The sequence below is a fragment of the Sphingomonas sp. SRS2 genome (genome assembly GCF_000971055.1).
Classification (GTDB): Bacteria; Pseudomonadota; Alphaproteobacteria; order Sphingomonadales; family Sphingomonadaceae; genus Rhizorhabdus.
The window spans coordinates 33630-50038 of sequence record NZ_LARW01000066.1 but is presented as its reverse complement, the minus strand read 5'-3'; the positions used below and the strand labels follow the sequence as shown (position 1 = coordinate 50038).

The 16409-nt window shown below is 61.8% G+C and carries 13 protein-coding genes; 6 read left to right on the top strand and 7 right to left on the bottom strand.

What is annotated here, in order from left to right:
• Window positions 1-37 precede the first annotated feature (37 nt).
• The 5 genes from hutI to WP12_RS06855 are packed head-to-tail and all read left to right on the top strand — an operon-like array spanning window position 38 to window position 5787.
• A complete protein-coding gene (gene hutI, locus WP12_RS06875) occupies window positions 38-1234 on the top strand; it encodes an imidazolonepropionase (protein ID WP_046192961.1) in 1197 nt (398 codons plus the stop codon).
• On the top strand, window positions 1231-2760 hold the full coding sequence (gene hutH, locus WP12_RS06870) for a histidine ammonia-lyase (protein WP_046192960.1): 1530 nt from the start codon (window positions 1231-1233) through the stop codon (window positions 2758-2760). The genes hutI and hutH overlap by 4 nt, the downstream gene beginning before the upstream one ends.
• Window positions 2757-3578 (top strand): N-formylglutamate deformylase, encoded by an 822-nt coding sequence (gene hutG / locus WP12_RS06865; RefSeq protein ID WP_046192959.1) that lies wholly within the window; start codon window positions 2757-2759, stop codon window positions 3576-3578. The genes hutH and hutG overlap by 4 nt, the downstream gene beginning before the upstream one ends.
• On the top strand, window positions 3578-5245 hold the full coding sequence (gene hutU / locus WP12_RS06860; RefSeq protein WP_046192958.1) for a urocanate hydratase: 1668 nt from the start codon (window positions 3578-3580) through the stop codon (window positions 5243-5245). Before hutG ends, hutU begins: the two co-directional genes overlap by 1 nt.
• The gene (locus WP12_RS06855) at window positions 5242-5787 is read left to right on the top strand and encodes a HutD/Ves family protein (RefSeq protein ID WP_046192957.1); all 546 of its coding nucleotides are present in this window, start codon (window positions 5242-5244) and stop codon (window positions 5785-5787) included. Before hutU ends, WP12_RS06855 begins: the two co-directional genes overlap by 4 nt.
• Window positions 5788-5925: 138 nt before the next feature.
• Here the strand turns inward: WP12_RS06855 and WP12_RS06850 are convergent, their stop codons facing one another.
• Together WP12_RS06850 and WP12_RS06845 are read right to left on the bottom strand one after the other, a co-directional pair.
• On the bottom strand, window positions 5926-6333 hold the full coding sequence (locus WP12_RS06850) for a nuclear transport factor 2 family protein (RefSeq protein ID WP_046192956.1): 408 nt from the start codon (window positions 6331-6333) through the stop codon (window positions 5926-5928).
• Between the two features lie 72 nt (window positions 6334-6405).
• Window positions 6406-8508: a TonB-dependent receptor gene (locus WP12_RS06845; protein WP_160299180.1), complete on the bottom strand. Its 2103-nt coding sequence runs from the start codon at window positions 8506-8508 to the stop codon at window positions 6406-6408.
• A gap of 656 nt (window positions 8509-9164) precedes the next feature.
• On the opposite strand from WP12_RS06845, the gene WP12_RS06840 reads away from it, so the two are divergent.
• Complete coding sequence (locus WP12_RS06840; RefSeq protein ID WP_084691022.1) at window positions 9165-10847, top strand: sigma-54-dependent Fis family transcriptional regulator; 1683 nt, start codon at window positions 9165-9167, stop codon at window positions 10845-10847.
• Window positions 10848-10871: 24 nt separating this feature from the next.
• Here WP12_RS06840 and WP12_RS06835 read toward each other — a convergent pair whose 3' ends face one another.
• The 5 genes from WP12_RS06835 to WP12_RS06815 form a co-directional block, all read right to left on the bottom strand.
• Window positions 10872-11846 (bottom strand): TAXI family TRAP transporter solute-binding subunit, encoded by a 975-nt coding sequence (locus tag WP12_RS06835; RefSeq protein WP_046192954.1) that lies wholly within the window; start codon window positions 11844-11846, stop codon window positions 10872-10874.
• A complete protein-coding gene (locus WP12_RS06830; RefSeq protein WP_046192953.1) occupies window positions 11843-12166 on the bottom strand; it encodes an EthD family reductase in 324 nt (107 codons plus the stop codon). Before WP12_RS06830 ends, WP12_RS06835 begins: the two co-directional genes overlap by 4 nt.
• A gap of 75 nt (window positions 12167-12241) precedes the next feature.
• Window positions 12242-12958, bottom strand: coding sequence for a dienelactone hydrolase family protein (locus WP12_RS06825; RefSeq protein ID WP_046192952.1), 717 nt, complete (start codon window positions 12956-12958; stop codon window positions 12242-12244).
• 90 nt (window positions 12959-13048) lie between these two features.
• Complete coding sequence (locus tag WP12_RS06820) at window positions 13049-14176, bottom strand: aromatic ring-hydroxylating dioxygenase subunit alpha (protein WP_160299178.1); 1128 nt, start codon at window positions 14174-14176, stop codon at window positions 13049-13051.
• 54 nt (window positions 14177-14230) lie between these two features.
• Entirely contained in the window at window positions 14231-16345 is a 2115-nt protein-coding gene (locus tag WP12_RS06815; protein ID WP_046192951.1) for a TonB-dependent receptor, read from the bottom strand.
• Window positions 16346-16409: the final 64 nt, after the last annotated feature.

Here is a 16409-nt window from a genome sequence, read left to right as displayed (position 1 = left end):
TGCAATCAGGGTGGAACAGGCAGGGGACCTCACGGCAATGCGTTGTGACACATTATGGAAGAATGCCCGTCTCGCCACCATGGCGGAGGGCGTCGACGCAATCGACCATGGCCTGATCGCGGCGCGGGACGGTGTCATCCTCCATGCCGGCCCCCAAGCTGCGGCCCCGATGTTCGACGCGGCCGAGGTCATCGATTGTGAAGGCCGCTGGATCACGCCGGGCCTGATCGATTGCCACACCCATCTCGTCTATGCCGGCAACCGCGCGCATGAGTTCGAGCTGCGGCTGAAGGGCGCGTCCTATGAGGAGATCGCCCGCGCCGGCGGCGGCATCGTCTCGACGATGAAGGCTACGCGCGCCGCGAGCGAGGACGATCTCGTCGCCGGCGCCCTGCCCCGGCTCGATGCGCTGATCGCCGAGGGCGTCACCACGATAGAGGTGAAGTCGGGCTACGGCCTGACCTGCGACGACGAGACCAAGATGCTGCGCGCGGCGCGGCGGCTCGGCAAGGAACGCCGCGTCAGGATAAGCACGACCTTTCTTGGCGCGCACGCTCTGCCGCCCGAATATGCCGGCGATGCCGATGGCTATGTCGATCTCGTCTGCCGCTGGATGATCCCCGCGATCGCCGAGGCCGGGCTGGCCGATGCGGTCGACGCCTTTTGCGAGGGGGTCGGTTTCACGCCAGCCCAGACGCAGCGCGTATTCGATGCGGCGGCGAAGGTCGGGCTGCCGGTCAAGCTCCACGCCGAACAGCTCTCGAATCTGAACGGCGCTGCGCTCGCGGCCCGCGCCGGGGCGCTGTCGGCGGACCATCTCGAACATCTCGATGCGGAGGGCATCGCCGCGATGGCGCGCGCGGGCACCGTCGCAACCCTGTTGCCTGGCGCCTATTATTTCATGCGCGATACTCATCTTCCCCCGGTCGCGGCGCTGCGCGCGGCGGGCGTTCCGATCGCGCTGGCGACCGACAGCAATCCCGGCACGTCGCCGCTGACGTCGCTCCTGCTGGCCATGAACATGGGCGCGACGCTGTTCCGCCTCACCGTTGAAGAATGCCTCGCCGCCGTCACCCGCAACGCCGCCCGCGCGCTCGGCCTATCCGGCGAGACCGGCACGATCGAGGCGGGCAAGAGCTGCGACCTCGCCATCTGGGACATCGAGCGCCCCGCCGAGCTCGTCTACCGCATCGGTTTCAATTCCCTCCATGCCCGCATCTGGAAAGGCCTATGAGCGACATCATTCTCAAGCCAGGCTCCGTACCGCTCGATCAATGGCGCGCCATCTATCGCGGCGCGGTACCCAGTCTCGACAGCGCCTGCGCGCCGATCATCGCCGAAAGCGCGGCGGCGGTAGGCCGCATCCTCGCGCGGCACGAGCCGGTCTACGGGATCAACACCGGCTTCGGGAAACTGGCCAGCGTCAGGATCGGCGACGAAGATCTCGCCACGCTTCAGCGCAACATAGTGCTCAGCCATGCAGCGGGCACGGGCGCGCCCTCGCCCACCCCTGTTATCCGGCTGATGATGGCGCTCAAACTCGCCAGCCTCGCGCAGGGTGCCTCGGGGGTGAGGATCGAGACGATCGAACTGCTCGAAGCGATGCTGCTCGCCGGACTGACGCCGGTGGTGCCCGCGCAGGGCTCGGTCGGCGCCAGCGGAGATCTCGCCCCGCTCGCGCATATGGCGGCGGCGATGATCGGCGTCGGCCATATCGACGTCGGCGGCCAGACTTTGAGCGCGGAAGGCGCGCTCGCCCGCGCCGGCCTCGCCCCACTGACGCTTGGCCCCAAGGAAGGGCTCGCGCTGCTCAACGGCACCCAGTTCTCGACCGCCAACGCGCTGGCGGGCCTGTTCGAGACCGAAATCCTGTTCCAGTCGGCGCTGATCACCGGCGCATTGTCGACCGAGGCGGCCAAGGGATCCGACACGCCGTTCGATCCTCGCATCCATGCGCTGCGCCGCCAGCCCGGACAGATCGAGACCGCCGACGCGTTACGCCGGCTGATGGACGGATCGGCGATCCGCGCGAGCCATCTCGACAATGACGCGCGTGTGCAGGACCCCTATTGCCTGCGCTGTCAGCCGCAGGTGATGGGCGCCGCGTTCGACATCCTCGTCAACGCCGCCACCACGCTCGGCACCGAGGCCAATGGCGTGTCCGATAATCCGCTCATCTTCCCGGACACCGACGAAGCGCTGTCGGGGGGCAATTTCCACGCCGAGCCCGTCGCCTTCGCCGCCGACATCATCGCGCTCGCCATCTGCGAGATCGGATCGATCAGCGAGCGGCGGATCGCGATGCTCGTCGATCCTGCGCTGTCGGGCCTGCCCGCCTTCCTGACCCCGCGGCCGGGGCTCAATTCGGGCTTCATGATCCCGCAGGTGACCGCGGCGGCGCTCGTCTCCGAAAACAAGCAGCGCGCGACCCCGGCGAGCGTCGATTCGATACCCACATCGGCCAATCAGGAAGATCATGTCTCTATGGCCGCGCATGGCGCGCGCCGCCTGCTCGACATGGCGGCCAATGCCAGCGCGGTCGTGGCCATCGAACTGCTCGCCGCGGCGCAGGGCTGCGATTTCCACGCCCCGCTGCAATCGAGCACGCCGCTCGAAGCCGCAAGGGCGCGGCTGCGGCGCGACGTGCCGATGCTCGACCATGACCGGCATTTCCATCCCGATATGGAGGCGGCCAACGCAATCGTCCGCTCGGGCGACCTGATCGCCGCCGCGGAGATCGCGCTTCCGGGGCTCGCGTGACCCAGGACTGGCTCGAAATACACCGCGGCGACGCGCCGCTGGTGGTGAGCTTTCCGCACACCGGCACCGACATCCCGCCCGAACTGGCGGAGGGCTTTGTTTCGACCTGGCTCGCGCGCAAGGATGCCGACTGGTGGATCGAGCAGCTCTATGCCTTCGTCGCCGCGCTCGGCGCGACGATGGTGCGCACCCGCATTTCGCGCAGCGTGATCGACGTGAACCGCGATCCTTCCGGCGCCTCGCTTTATCCCGGCCAGGCGACGACCGAACTATGCCCGACCACGACTTTTGACGGCCGGCCCCTCTATCGTGCTAGTCCGCCCGATGATGCCGAAATCGCGCGACGGCGCGTCAACTGGTTCGATCCCTATCATGCCGCGCTGAACGAGCAGCTCGACCGGCTGCGCTCAATGCATGGCACGGTCGTGCTTTATGACGCCCATTCGATCCTGAGCCGGGTGTCCCGCCTGTTCGATGGCGAACTGCCGCAATTCAACATCGGCACCAATGGCGGCGTCACCTGCGATCCCGCGCTGGCGAGCGCCGTAAGCGATATCTGCGCAGCGAGCGGGCGGTCTTATGTCCTGGACGGACGCTTTCGCGGCGGATGGACGACCCGCCATTACGGCCGGCCCGAACGGGGCGTCCACGCGATCCAGATTGAGCTGGCGATCCGGGGTTATATGGATGAACCCGAGCTTGTCGCGGAGGACAACTGGCCCCCGGATCACGACCCCGCCCGCGCCGCGGCGATCACCCCCATTCTCACCGACATCATCAAGGCGTGCATCGCCTTCACCGACCAGAAAGCCCGATAATGACCCGCATCGACAACAGCCGCATCATCAAGCCCGCGACCGGCACCGCGCTGAGCGCGAAAAGCTGGCTCACCGAAGCGCCGCTGCGGATGCTGATGAACAATCTTCATCCCGATGTTGCCGAGCGGCCCGAGGAGCTGGTCGTCTATGGCGGCATCGGCCGCGCCGCGCGCGACTGGGAAAGCTATGACAAGATCGTCGAGGCGCTGACGCGTCTCGAAGACAACGAGACCCTCCTCGTCCAGTCGGGCAAACCGGTCGGCATATTCCGTACCCACCCAGATGCTCCGCGCGTATTGATCGCCAACAGCAACCTGGTGCCACACTGGGCGAACTGGGAGCATTTCAACGAGCTCGATAAGCGCGGCCTCGCGATGTACGGCCAGATGACCGCCGGTTCGTGGATCTATATCGGCACGCAGGGAATCGTGCAGGGCACCTACGAAACTTTCGTCGAAATGGGCCGCCAGCATCATGGCGGCAGCCTAGCGGGCAAATGGCTGCTCACCGCCGGGCTGGGCGGCATGGGCGGGGCACAGCCGCTAGCCAGCGTAATGGCCGGGGCATCGTGCCTCGCGATCGAGTGCCAGCCTAGCCGTATCGAGATGCGCCTGCGCACCGGCTACCTCGATGTCGCGGCCTCGACGATCGACGAGGCGATGGCAATCATAGAAAAGAGCTGCGCCGACAAGAAGCCGGTCTCGGTCGGCCTGCTCGGCAACGCAGCCGAACTGCTTCCCGAGATATACAAGCGCGGCATCCGCCCCGACCTGCTGACCGACCAGACCAGCGCGCATGATCCGGTCAACGGCTATCTGCCGATTGGCTGGACCGTGGCCGAATGGATCGAGCGCCGCGAGCGCGAACCCGAAGCTGTGGCGAAAGCCGCCAAGGCTTCGATGGCGGCTCATGTTCGCGCGATGCTCGACTTCCAGGCGGCGGGCGTGCCCACCACCGACTATGGCAACAACATCCGCCAGGTGGCGAAGGATGAAGGCGTCGAGAATGCCTTCGACTTTCCCGGCTTCGTGCCTGCCTATATCCGCCCGCTTTTCTGCCGGGGCGTTGGCCCGTTCCGCTGGGTGGCGCTGTCGGGCGATCCGGAGGACATCTACAAGACCGACGCCAAGGTGAAGGAGCTGCTGCCCGATAACGCGCATCTCCACAACTGGCTCGACATGGCGCGCGAGAAGATCCATTTTCAGGGCCTGCCGGCGCGGATTTGCTGGGTCGGCCTGGGCGACCGTCATCGCCTCGGCCTCGCCTTCAACGAGATGGTGGCGAATGGCGAGCTGAAAGCGCCGGTGGTGATCGGCCGCGACCATCTCGATTCGGGATCGGTCGCCTCCCCCAATCGCGAAACCGAAGCGATGAAGGACGGATCGGACGCTGTGAGCGACTGGCCGCTGCTCAACGCGCTGCTCAACACCGCTTCGGGCGCGACCTGGGTGTCGCTCCACCATGGCGGCGGGGTCGGCATGGGCTTCTCGCAGCATAGCGGCATGGTGATCGTCGCCGATGGCACAGCCGAGGCGGCCGCCCGGCTGGAGCGCGTGTTGTGGAACGACCCGGCCGCCGGCGTCATGCGCCATGCCGACGCGGGCTATGACATCGCCCGGGCCTGCGCGGAGGAGAAGGGGCTCGATCTGCCGGGGATCATCGGTTGAGCGTCGTCCGGGTCATTCGCCACAGCGATTGTCCGGAAATCGCCTGGAAAAATGGTGGCGGAACGACACGCGAGATCGCGGTCTTTCCGCCCGGGGCCGGCATCGACGATTTTCTATGGCGGCTCAGCATGGCTCGGGTCGAAACGGCCGGTCCGTTTTCGGCCTTTGGCGGCGTGAACCGGGTACTGACCGTGCTTGAGGGCAAGCTCGAACTGCGCGGCCGCGATTTCGCGACCGAGCTGGACGGCGACAGCCTGCCGTTCGCATTTGACGGTGGAGCGGACGTGACCGGTTCGCCACTGCATGGGCCGGTGCTGGATCTCAATGCCATGGCCCGTCGCAGCCAATATGACATCGAAGTCCGCCGCGTGGGGACCGGTGACACCGTCATCTGCAAAGGCACCACATTGCTCTTTGCCCTGGCCCGACAGGCGGTAGGAGACGTGGTGCTCGATTATCGGGATTGCGCCGAAATCGACGCGCCCATCGCGGCGACCGGCGGCGCCCTGAGCATATACGCGACGCCGCGCCAAGCCGGTTAGCAGTGGCACGCTGAGACCGGAGCGGTCACGATTGGGGACCGTAACCTGCTGCTCGATCACGCTGTCGCGTCCGAGGCTTGATCCGCCTACATCAGATCGCCGCTCACATTATTCTACTCAGATCGTCTTCCTGATATATTATTTATCGCCGCCAAATACTCTTACCGCATGAGCGGTGTCGATATACTCTCTTACTCTAGTTATACTACTACCTTCTATTTCTATCAGGAAATGATAGACTTGATTAAGCCTGTTTCCGTTTGCCAATACTGCAGTAGATTCCGCCTCTACCGCTACCCGATTACCTTCTGCGGTCATGCCAGTGACGACGACATTTATCCCCTCGGGCAACGCGTTACGGAAACCCTCGAAATGATCGATGAATTGGCTTTTCGACATATCGCCTGCGACGGGAAACGACCCGCTATCCGCCATAACGGTCCACACGAGTTCTGTATCGAGCAAATCAAAAGCGTCGGTATCGCCGTTGTTACCAAGGCTCTCGACCAGCCGACGTGCTGTCCTCTTATTCTGTTCGATCGTCATGAGTTTCCTGTTCGATATGCCGGATGCGGTTAGATTGGTGAAGCGGCCCCGATCGGCGGGGCCGCTTCGCGTTCAACCGCCAAACTTCGCCCGCACCGACACCCCATATGTTCGCGGCGCGGCATAGGATGTGAAGGGGCCGAAGGATGATGGTACCTGCGCTGAATAATAGCGCGCGTTGGTGACGTTTCGCACGAATGCCGTCACGCCGAAATCGCGTTCGAGCGGCGCCCAACCCAACGAGAGGTTCATCAGGACATAATCGTCCTGCCGAAACCTGTTGTCGGGACTGAACGAATAGGCGCCGTTATAGCTGCCCGACGCGGTCATGCTGAAGGTGCCCACCGAGGATTCTATCTCGTAGCTGGCACTTAGATTGGCACTGTATTTGGGAGTGCGAACGGTAGGATTCCCGTTGGGGAAACCTGGGGCCGGCGCAGGAATCAACGGCGATATCGGACAGGAAGGAACGAGGTTGTCAAACTTCAGATACTTACCATCGACATAGGCAAAGCCGCCGTTGATTCGGAAATTCCGGAACGGCACGAAGGCAAAATCCACATCGAACCCGTGTATGCGGGCTCTCGCCGCGTTTATGGTCTGCGCTATCGAAACACTGCCCACCGGTAGGACCTGCAGCTGGATATCGCGATATTTATAATAGAAATAGGCCGCGTTGAAGCGAAGCCGATTACCGAACAATTCTGTCTTGATACCGGCTTCATAGGCATCCAGTGTCTCGGGATCGAAGCCTGTCGAGACGCCTGAAAAGTCCACCAGATCGAAACCACCCGCCTTCACGCCACGATTGTAGGACAGATAGGCGTGGATATCGCGCGTGAAAGCGTGATCGATGGCCATGCGCCAGGTCGGCTTGTCATAGCCGATCTTCGGCGTCGGGATCGGGAAACCAAGGAAGCTGACGTCCGCCTTGTCACGCTCGTGCGTGTAACGAATACCCAATGTCAGCTTGGTCTTGGGTAATATGGTCGCATCTCCCTGCATGTAGCCGGCAAGCGAGCGAGAGCGCTGCGAGGACGTGAACCCCACCGTCACGAACTGATCGAAGTTCGGACTGAGCGCGAGGCCGCCGATCAGCGCATTGGCATAGCCGGCTTTGTTATCGAAATAATAGATGCCGGCGGTAACGGAAACCGGCCAGGAGGTGGGCGAGATATATTGAAGCTCCTGCGAAAGGTTATGCTGTCGAACCGGCCACTTTATCTCCTGGACATGGATGGGCGTCATATCGGGATCGGCGACCGCGACGCCGGATGATTCCCGATAGGCTGTTATATTCACGAACTGTCCAAAATCCGTCGTATAGTCGATCCGCAACGATCCGCCATATTGCTCGGTCTGCACGAAAGGCTCGCCGAGACCCTCAATGAGCACATCCCCGCGGGTGTCGTAGCGATTTGACGGAAAGGCGACCCCGTCGAAACCTATTCCCCCCGATGGCAGGCGGAAGTCTCCCGTTCCGCTCTTCACATAAGCGTAGTCGCCGGCAAGGCGGACGACGAGATCGTCGGAAAGGTCCCATAGAAGTTTACCACGAATGGAGAGATCCTTGGCTTTATAGGTCTCGCCACCACTGACGACGTTCCTGCCCCAGCCCTCGCGCTGGTTCGACGCTTGCACCGAAACATTGCCGCTCAACCGGTCGGTGATGGCTGTCGTCGCGTAAACTGCGCCAAAAATCCTGTCATAATTGCCATAGCCCACAGATGCTTCGATCGCGGGGACCGGTGTGGGATCACGCGTGATGACCTGAATGACGCCACCCGTGGCGTTGCGCCCGAAAAGGGTACCCTGCGGCCCTTTGAGCACTTCGATGCGCTCAACATCTCCGAGCGCTGTGACATTCACATAGTTATTGGCGATGTAGACGCCGTCGATATAGGTGGCGACCGACGGCTCGACGTTGGGATCCCCGTTCGTGGTCCCGACGCCGCGAAGAAACGGCGTTCCTCCACCGCCGGACGTCGTGAACTGGAGGGCCGGCACGAGCGATACCAGATCGATCGACGAACCGGCGCCGCGCGCGGCAAGTTGCGATCCGGAGACCACATTGACGCTGATGGGGACTTCCTGGAGGCGCTCAGCCTTACGCTGCGCGGTGACCACGATCTCAGCCAAAGCATCGTTGCGCGTATCGACAGACGAAGCATCCACGCCGAGGGCTTCTCCAGTGACAGCATTCGCCATGACCGGCCAGCAAAGCAACGCGGCCGTTGATACAGACAGTAACCCCTTCTTCATCGCTCATCCTTCCTAATTATGTTTCTATTTTTAATATTATTGATCAAACAAATTTTTTTGAAATTAACTTATTAGATACATCAATTATTCTATAGAATATCAAAAACATCTATTCACTACTTACTTGTGATGAGAACGTTAGCCGCGTCGGCAAATTTATTCACTTCGCTTGCCTTTCCGTCAGCATTCGATGACCGCGTGTACAGCGCTCCTCACGGCGTGGCGGTTTTTGCCAGGCATCCAGCCGCTCCCATCGCTTCGGACCCGCTCTCCCGTGGGTCTGAATTCCGATATTTTCCCTAGTGAAATCGACCATTCATGCGGTCTGGGCTTGACGCTAAGACCCGGGGTCCCGGGAGACAGTGGCAAAAACCGCCACGTTCTTGGCCGAATGCGCCAATCGCGAAGCGCAATGCGCATGTTCCTTTTGCGGCGGGATTCTAAATGGCTAATGATAGCCAAGCTTGTTATGAAATCGGCTGTCCACATCATCCCGGATGGGCGGCGGCATTGCGGGGGGCCAACGTCCTTTTCTGCCGGCAATTGAGCTGCAAAAGCGAGCGCCGCTGATGACGCGTTTCACAAGCTTTTCGTTGAGAGAGAACGCCAATGCCGGGGCAAGCACCGGCGATACGTCCATATTGCCGGACATTTCGGATCTCAGCAGGCGCATAAGGTTTTCGCCGCACGAGGGACAGATCTGGCTCGACGACCAGCGCGTGGTGATCCTGAATCTGGAAGCGCTGATCGCTATGCGTCGCGAATTGTTCGAGGCGCTCGGACCGGGCAAGGCGCGGGCGAGTTTGTTTCGAATGGGCTATGCCGCGGGCACGCGCGAGGCCATAATCGCGTTAAAGGTTCGGGCAGGCAAGCCGCAGCTCGACGCATTTCTGGTCGGCCCGCAGCTTCACTCGCTACGCGGCGAAGTGTTCGTGGAGCCGGTTTCCATCGACGCCGATGTCGAGTCCGGCCAATATTATAGCGAACTCATCTGGCGCAATTCGGCGGAAGCGGAAAGCCACGTCGCCTGTTTCGGCGGCAGCTCCGACCCGGTATGCTGGATGCAGATCGGATATGCCTCGGGCTATACGAGCGCCGTCATGGAACGGCCTATCGAGTTTCGTGAGGTCGAATGTGTTGCCTGTGGTGACCCGACCTGCCGGATAGTCGGCAAGCCCGCCGAGGAATGGCCTGACACGGCCAATATGGTCATGACGCCTCACGTCGTACTGCCGCCGGTAGGCGACCGGATTCAGGACAGGATGCCGGTCGGGGTCATCGGCACGTCTCCCGGTTTCCTGGGAGCCTGGTATCTGCTGAAGCGGGTTGCTCCGATGACCACTACCGTATTGCTTCAAGGCGAAACCGGCGTGGGCAAAGAGGTGTTCGCGCGTGCGCTGCACGATGAGAGCCCCCGCGCCGCCAAGCCGCTATACAGCGTCAACTGCGCCGCAATACCGGAAAGCCTCATAGATGCCGAACTCTTCGGCGTCGAGCGAGGCGCCTATACCGGCGCAAACCATTCGAGGCCCGGATGGTTCGAAGCCGCCGACGGAAGCACGCTTTTTCTCGATGAGATCGGCACGCTTGCCCTGAATGCGCAGGCCAAATTGCTTCGAGTCATCCAGGACGGTCAATTTGCGCGCGTTGGCGGCACCACGATGCGCAAGGTCGACGTCCGCCTCATATGCGCCACCAACGTCGATCTCGAGGATGAGGTGCGCCGCGGAAATTTCCGCCTCGACCTGCTGCATCGGCTCAATGTCTTTCCGCTGACCATTCCGTCGCTGCGCGAACGCCGCGACGATATCCCCCCGCTCATCCAGTACTTCCTCGCACGCTTCAACCAGCGCACGGGGCGGCGCGTGGCGGGCTTTACGCAGTCGGCGGCGGATGCCCTGTTGCTGCACGATTTTCCGGGCAATGTGCGGGAGCTCGAGAATATGATCGAACGGGCGGCGATCCTGACGCTGGATGACGAGCCGATCGACGCCCTGCATCTTTTCCACGGCAAGAATTACCTGAAGAAAACCTTTCTTACGCCTCTGACATCGGGTGCGCTGATCGAGCAGGAGTTCAGGGAGCAGCCGGAGCCCGCGCAAACCAGTTTGACGTCCGGATTGCATCTGTGGGAAATCGAGGCAATCGCAGTCCGCGAAGCCATGGCCGCCTGTCACGGAAATGTTTCCAAGGCGGCGCGGAAACTCGGTCTGACGAGGTCACAGATGCGCTATCGACTGAGAGACAAATAGCGGGAGAAACGGCGCCCCCGTCGCTCAGAGATAACCGCCTTCTTCATAGAAACGCTTGGCGGCAGGGTGCAGCGGGATCGAGGTCATAGCCATTTTCTTCGGCTCGATCGGATAGTTGACCGGGCTTCGATCAGACGGGACATGACGATATTGCGCTTCGAGAGCTCCCCGCGTCTCGACGAGGCACCACGTCAGCAGATAGGCGATATCGTCGGGTAAGTCGCTTCGCACGAGGATTGCGAAGTCGGAGAAATCCAGCGTCGGGATTTCGTCTTTCAGAGTGCTGAAGAAGCCGGCCGGAAGGCTGTTGCGGCGATAGCCATAATCTTTTTCCAACGTGCACAGCGCGGCGCTTTCCGCTGGCAGGGGTATGGCGTTGCGCGTGTCGATGACCGCGCGCCACCAAGGCATCATGATCGCTTCCTGCACGATCGCATCCACCTCGCCATCACGCATCCGCGCCAGGGAATCGTCGGGCCGGTTATCAACGACATATTCGCAGCCCCAGGACAGGAGAGTCGCTTCGTCGAGCCCGTGAGCCTCCATCATGCGCCGACTGGCATAGCCGATAAAGTTTGATCCATCGTCTATCGAGGCCGCGATCCGGAGCGCCGGCTTCTTGGCGCGAAGCTCCTCGAATGTGGAAATGCCGAACTTCGGATCTATCGCGAACACCATCCGGTCATTTTGCGGGATAGTCGCGAGCGCCCGAAGCTCGGGCATCGGCGTTCCGGCGAACATCCCTTTCCCGGCGAGCGCGTCGGGCAGCATCATCGTCGGAGTGGCGATGCAGAGGTCCAACTCACCATCGTTGAGGAGATAGAGCGGCTCGGATCCACCGCCGCGCAAGCTCCAGATCGCAGTCCTCGATCTGGGCCCGGCCCGGTCACAAAATTCCTGGGTGAGCCAGGCACATATGCGATGAAAGTTCGCATAGCCCCAGTCGCCATTGAAGTTGAGCGTGACCGACCGCGAAATTGTCGGTGCCGAAGGCGTCATGCCATATCTCCCTGCAACGCGTCGTAGCTGTCGAAAGTCAGGATGGTCACGCCCGCGCCGGCATAGTTCGGCACGTCCTGCGATGCTTCGATCCCGGCTGGGGAAGCCAGCGCCTCCTGTAAATCGGCTTGGTCATCGAACCCGCATTCCACCATCGCGAAATAGGACGATGCACCACTGGCATCGACCAGATCGAACGCTACGCGCATTGCACGCAAGCGCGGGAACCGACGCACGATGGGTAAATGCACCTCGAGCAGATGGGTTCGGAAATGATCGCGATCGGCGGGCTCATGATAAAGTGCGACGAGTTTATGCATCGGCCGCCTCCTCGGATGGTTTAGACGATGCGCGCCGACGACAGCGTCGGCGCGCGAAACCGCGGACGGACGGCGCTAGGCGAACACTTCCGCCAGGAAGTTCTCCATCGCCTTAAAGCTCCTGCGGTTTGCATCGGGTTGAAAACCGAAGCTTCTGGCTTCGTTCATCGGCATCTGCGCCGCCGTGAAGGCGTGCCCGGTACGGCCGTAGGCAATCAACTGCCAGTCGACATCCGCTTCCGTCAGTTCCTGCGCGAGCCCGGCCGTCGCATCCGGCGGACAGAGTGGATCGTTCCAGCCGTGACAAATCAGCAGCTTCGCGGTGATGGCGGCATTGGGAAAAGGCGGGCGATCGTAGACGCCGTGGAAAACCACGCCACCGGCGATGTCGGCACCGGCCCGCGCCAGATCGAGCACGCACTTGCCACCCAGGCAGAAGCCGACCGCGCCGACCTTGGCCGCATCTACGCCCGGCAGCTTCCGGAGCTCCGCCAGTGCACCGAGCAGTCGATCGCGCATCACCGCCCGGTCGGATACCAGTTCCCCCATCAGCTTCGTCGCGGTCTCACCATCCGAAGCACGCTTGCCCTGCCCATAGAAGTCTACCTCCAGCACCTTGAAACCGAGGCCCGCTATGTCCTCCGCGATCTCCGCATAGGATTGCTGCGCGCCAAGGAAGTTCGGGAATAGCAACAGACCAGGCTGAACGCCGGCCGATGGATCGAGGAATGCGGTCGACTCGAATGGACCGCCTGGGCCCTCGTGGATGACGGTGTGGCGCTGTATGGACATAAATCACTCTCTATTGGTCTAGAAATGCAATGAGGCGACGACGAGCGGCCCGCACGAGCTTTCGCTGTGCTTCAGCAACGTCGAGCCTTGTCACCAGGCGGCCACCTCATCCGCGAGCATGCGGTTGTAGACCCGCCTCGCGCGGGTCGAGGCAGCATCGGTCGGCAACAGCCGGGGTTCGCGATCGAAGAGGTCGGCGTCGCCAAGGCGTAATTGCTGCGCCTCGATGATCGGCTTGTCCTGCGTCCCAAATATCTCCTGGATATGCGCCGCGCGTGCCGCATTGTGATAGGCGTCGTCGGCGCGGTAATCGCGCGTGTTACAGAAGAAATAATGCGTCGTCCGCGCCGTTTCAGGCATCATGAAATGCGCATTCCACGATCCGAACCCCTGCTCCATCGGCGTCCCCGTCGGGGTGACCTGCGTCCGGTGGATCATCACGCCGGAAGGAAACCACTCCACGCTCATCAGCATGTCGACATTGGCGCCGGGCGGCAGATCCGGCTTGAACAAGGGGAATGGCACTTCGTCCTCCGCGGACCACTCGATACGAACCGCGCCACCCTCGCCTTCCGTGACCTTGCCCTTGCTCCGCGTGACCGATCCGCCTCCAAGCGCCGAGGCATGCAGATAATCTACGTGGCTCAGGTCGAAGATATTATCCTCGAACAATCGGTGGTCCGCCTTTGAAAATAAATACCCCTGGCTCACGGCGGTGGCGGGCCGCTCATCGATGAAACCGAGATCAGGGATACGCGATGCGTCGACCAGGTCCTGCTTACCCATCCACAGCCAGATATAACCGTGACGCTCGACGACGGAGAAGGCCTGCACGGCCAGGGTGCTGACAATCGGCCCGTGGGGATTGTCGATACATCGCCCACGGCCATCGAATTTGAGGCCATGATAGCCGCAGCGCACACCTTCATGATCCAGCCGGCCGAAGCTCAGCGGCGCGTAACGATGTGGACAGAAATCCGCCAGCGCGCTGACATCCCCGCCCTCGCTCCGCCACAGCAGGATCGGCTCGGCTAGCAGGGTACGCGCGAGCGGCGTCCCGGGGACCAGCTCTGCGCTCGACGCGATGACATACCACTGGTTGCGCAGGAACTGACCGGGATGGCCTTGCCTGGCGCGCGATGCCCGGCCTGCCGGGCCGGCGCCGTTGGAGCTTTCGGAACGCTCGCTATCGCGTGTTCCCTCTTGCTCGACGTCCATTGCTGCTCCTTTCAACGATACCGGATCATCGAGATCCGGTATCGTGGTCATACGTCAATAATTGAACTGCAGAGTAACGCCGTAGGTGCGCGGAGGCTCGAAAAAGCATCCGGCGGGCCCCGGGATCGCATTGGCGCACGACGTCTTGACCAGGCTGTCTTCGAGATTGCGCACGAATGCCTGGAGCGACCATCTGTCGCGATCGGCGAAATAGCCGAAGTTGAGATCGGTGTGCGTGTTGGACTTGATGTCGAACCCGACGCCATGGCTGTAGATCGACCAGCGCTTGCTGGTATATTTGAAATTGACCGATCCGCGCAGTTCGGCGCCGTCGGCGAGATCGAAGCGGTGCTGATAGAAAGCGTTGAGCGTCCACCGCGGCGAATAGGGCAGAGCGAAGCCGCTATAGTTGGCCACGGGCGTGATCGGGCGATCCGCCTTGGCATCGAGATAGGTGGCGCCGACCGCGAACTCGTCATGCGAGCCGAGGTTCAGCCGCGAGTCGATCTGGGCACCGTAGATGGTCGCCTTGTCGGCATTGAACACCAGGTTTTGTAGCGTGATGATATCGCGCGCGCTGACCTGGTAGTTCTTGTAGTCATAGTAGAAGCCTTCGACGTTCAGCGTCATCAGCCCGTTGAAAAGCTTGTTCTTGGCACCGGCTGTATAGGCCCGCAGCTTCACGGGCTCGAACGACGCCGCCTGGATCTGGCCGACAACGGCTGGCCCGGTGCTGAACCCGCCCGGAGTGAATCCGGTGGCGACGTTCGCGTACAGGAGCGAGTCCGGCGTCACATCGAACTCCACACCCGCTTTCCAGTCTAACCGGTTCAACGTCGACTTGCCCTCATAGGGGCGGAACTGGATGCGGACATTGGCGGCATTGTCGACGGCGTTGAAGCCGTCGAGGCTCTTCGTCGTGCTCGAATATCGCAGGCCACCGACGAGCCGCAATTCGGGCGTGATCGAATAGCTGACCTGGCCGAACGCGGCCTCGCCATGTGATTTCGCGCGGAAGATCGTAGTGATCTTCTGGGCCGGAACGGGAGACGCGAAGAAGTCGTAGGTCGCGTCCTGCTTGAAATAATAGCCGCCCAGGACGAAATCGACCTGGCCAAGCTGGCCGGACAGGCGCAGCTCATGGCTCTGGCTGTCGATATCCTCGATGAAGCGCAGCGGCGCCACCGGCGGGCCGGTGAAGATCGTGTTCAGCGAATCGAGCTTGAGCTTGGAATAGCCGCCAATGTAGGTCAGTTGCGCGCTGTCCGACAGGTCCTGCTGCACCTGAAGGCTCGATATGAAAGTATCGGCGTCGCTATAATATCCGAGCGCCTTCGGATCGAAAGTGGCGCAGCGCGATCCGCATTCGCGCGGTGGAATGTTCTGAAGCGTGTTTCCGATGCCGCCATCATGCGTATAGGTCGCGACGGCCGTGACATTGGTCCCGTCGCGAGGCGCCCAGACAAGGGTCTCGCGGACGGACCAGGTCTTCTGATCGTCCTCGCCATTGTTGAAATAGCCATCGTGGCGGATGAGCGTGCCTGCGGTGCGCGAGGATAGCGTGTCCGACAGCGGTACATCCACGCCCAGCCGAGCCTGAACCCGCGAATAATTGCCGATTTCCAGCAGGCCGTCGATCCCGAAATCAGTTCCCGGCTTGCGGCTGATCAGGTTGACGACTCCGCCCGTCGAGTTGCGGCCATAGAGCGTCCCCTGAGGCCCGGGGAGGACTTCGACGCGATCGACGTCGAAAAACGCCGTTCCGGCAATCTCCGCGGGAAGGTAGACGCCGTTGAAATTGGTCGCTGTCTGGGCATCCGCATTTGGTGAGGTCAGCGTCTGTCCAACGCCCCGGATGAAGATGAATGCCTGGGTGCGGATCGGCGTGACGCTGATGCCCGGCGCGATGTTGCCGATCTGGGTGAGATTGGTAACGCCCAGCGTCGAGAGTTTTTCATTGCTGAGCACCGACACGGCGGCCGGTACGTCCTGCAACGATTCCGAGCGCTTGAGCGCGGTGACGATGATGTCGCCGCCGACGCTATCGCCCTGCTCGACGGCAGCAGCCGCCTCTCCCGCTAAAGGAGAAGCGACCTGCGCGCTGGCCGCCGCACCCATCGTGCAGATCAGCATGGCGGTCGTGCTCCGCAATATTTTGCCTTTTTTCATTATGCCCTCCTCTTCTAATTCTAGAATCATTCTTGTCCGACGTCGGAATATTTAATCTTACGGC

Coding starts and splice junctions, on each gene's coding strand:
- hutI (WP_046192961.1), top strand. CDS start 38: ATGCGTTGTGACACATTATGGAAGAATGCCCGTCTCGCCACCATGGCG.
- hutH (WP_046192960.1), top strand. CDS start 1,231: ATGAGCGACATCATTCTCAAGCCAGGCTCCGTACCGCTCGATCAATGG.
- hutU (WP_046192958.1), top strand. CDS start 3,578: ATGACCCGCATCGACAACAGCCGCATCATCAAGCCCGCGACCGGCACC.
- WP12_RS06850 (WP_046192956.1), bottom strand. CDS start 6,333: ATGACGATCGAACAGAATAAGAGGACAGCACGTCGGCTGGTCGAGAGC.
- WP12_RS06840 (WP_084691022.1), top strand. CDS start 9,165: ATGACGCGTTTCACAAGCTTTTCGTTGAGAGAGAACGCCAATGCCGGG.
- WP12_RS06835 (WP_046192954.1), bottom strand. CDS start 11,846: ATGACGCCTTCGGCACCGACAATTTCGCGGTCGGTCACGCTCAACTTC.
- WP12_RS06830 (WP_046192953.1), bottom strand. CDS start 12,166: ATGCATAAACTCGTCGCACTTTATCATGAGCCCGCCGATCGCGATCAT.
- WP12_RS06825 (WP_046192952.1), bottom strand. CDS start 12,958: ATGTCCATACAGCGCCACACCGTCATCCACGAGGGCCCAGGCGGTCCA.
- WP12_RS06820 (WP_160299178.1), bottom strand. CDS start 14,176: ATGGACGTCGAGCAAGAGGGAACACGCGATAGCGAGCGTTCCGAAAGC.
- WP12_RS06815 (WP_046192951.1), bottom strand. CDS start 16,345: ATGAAAAAAGGCAAAATATTGCGGAGCACGACCGCCATGCTGATCTGC.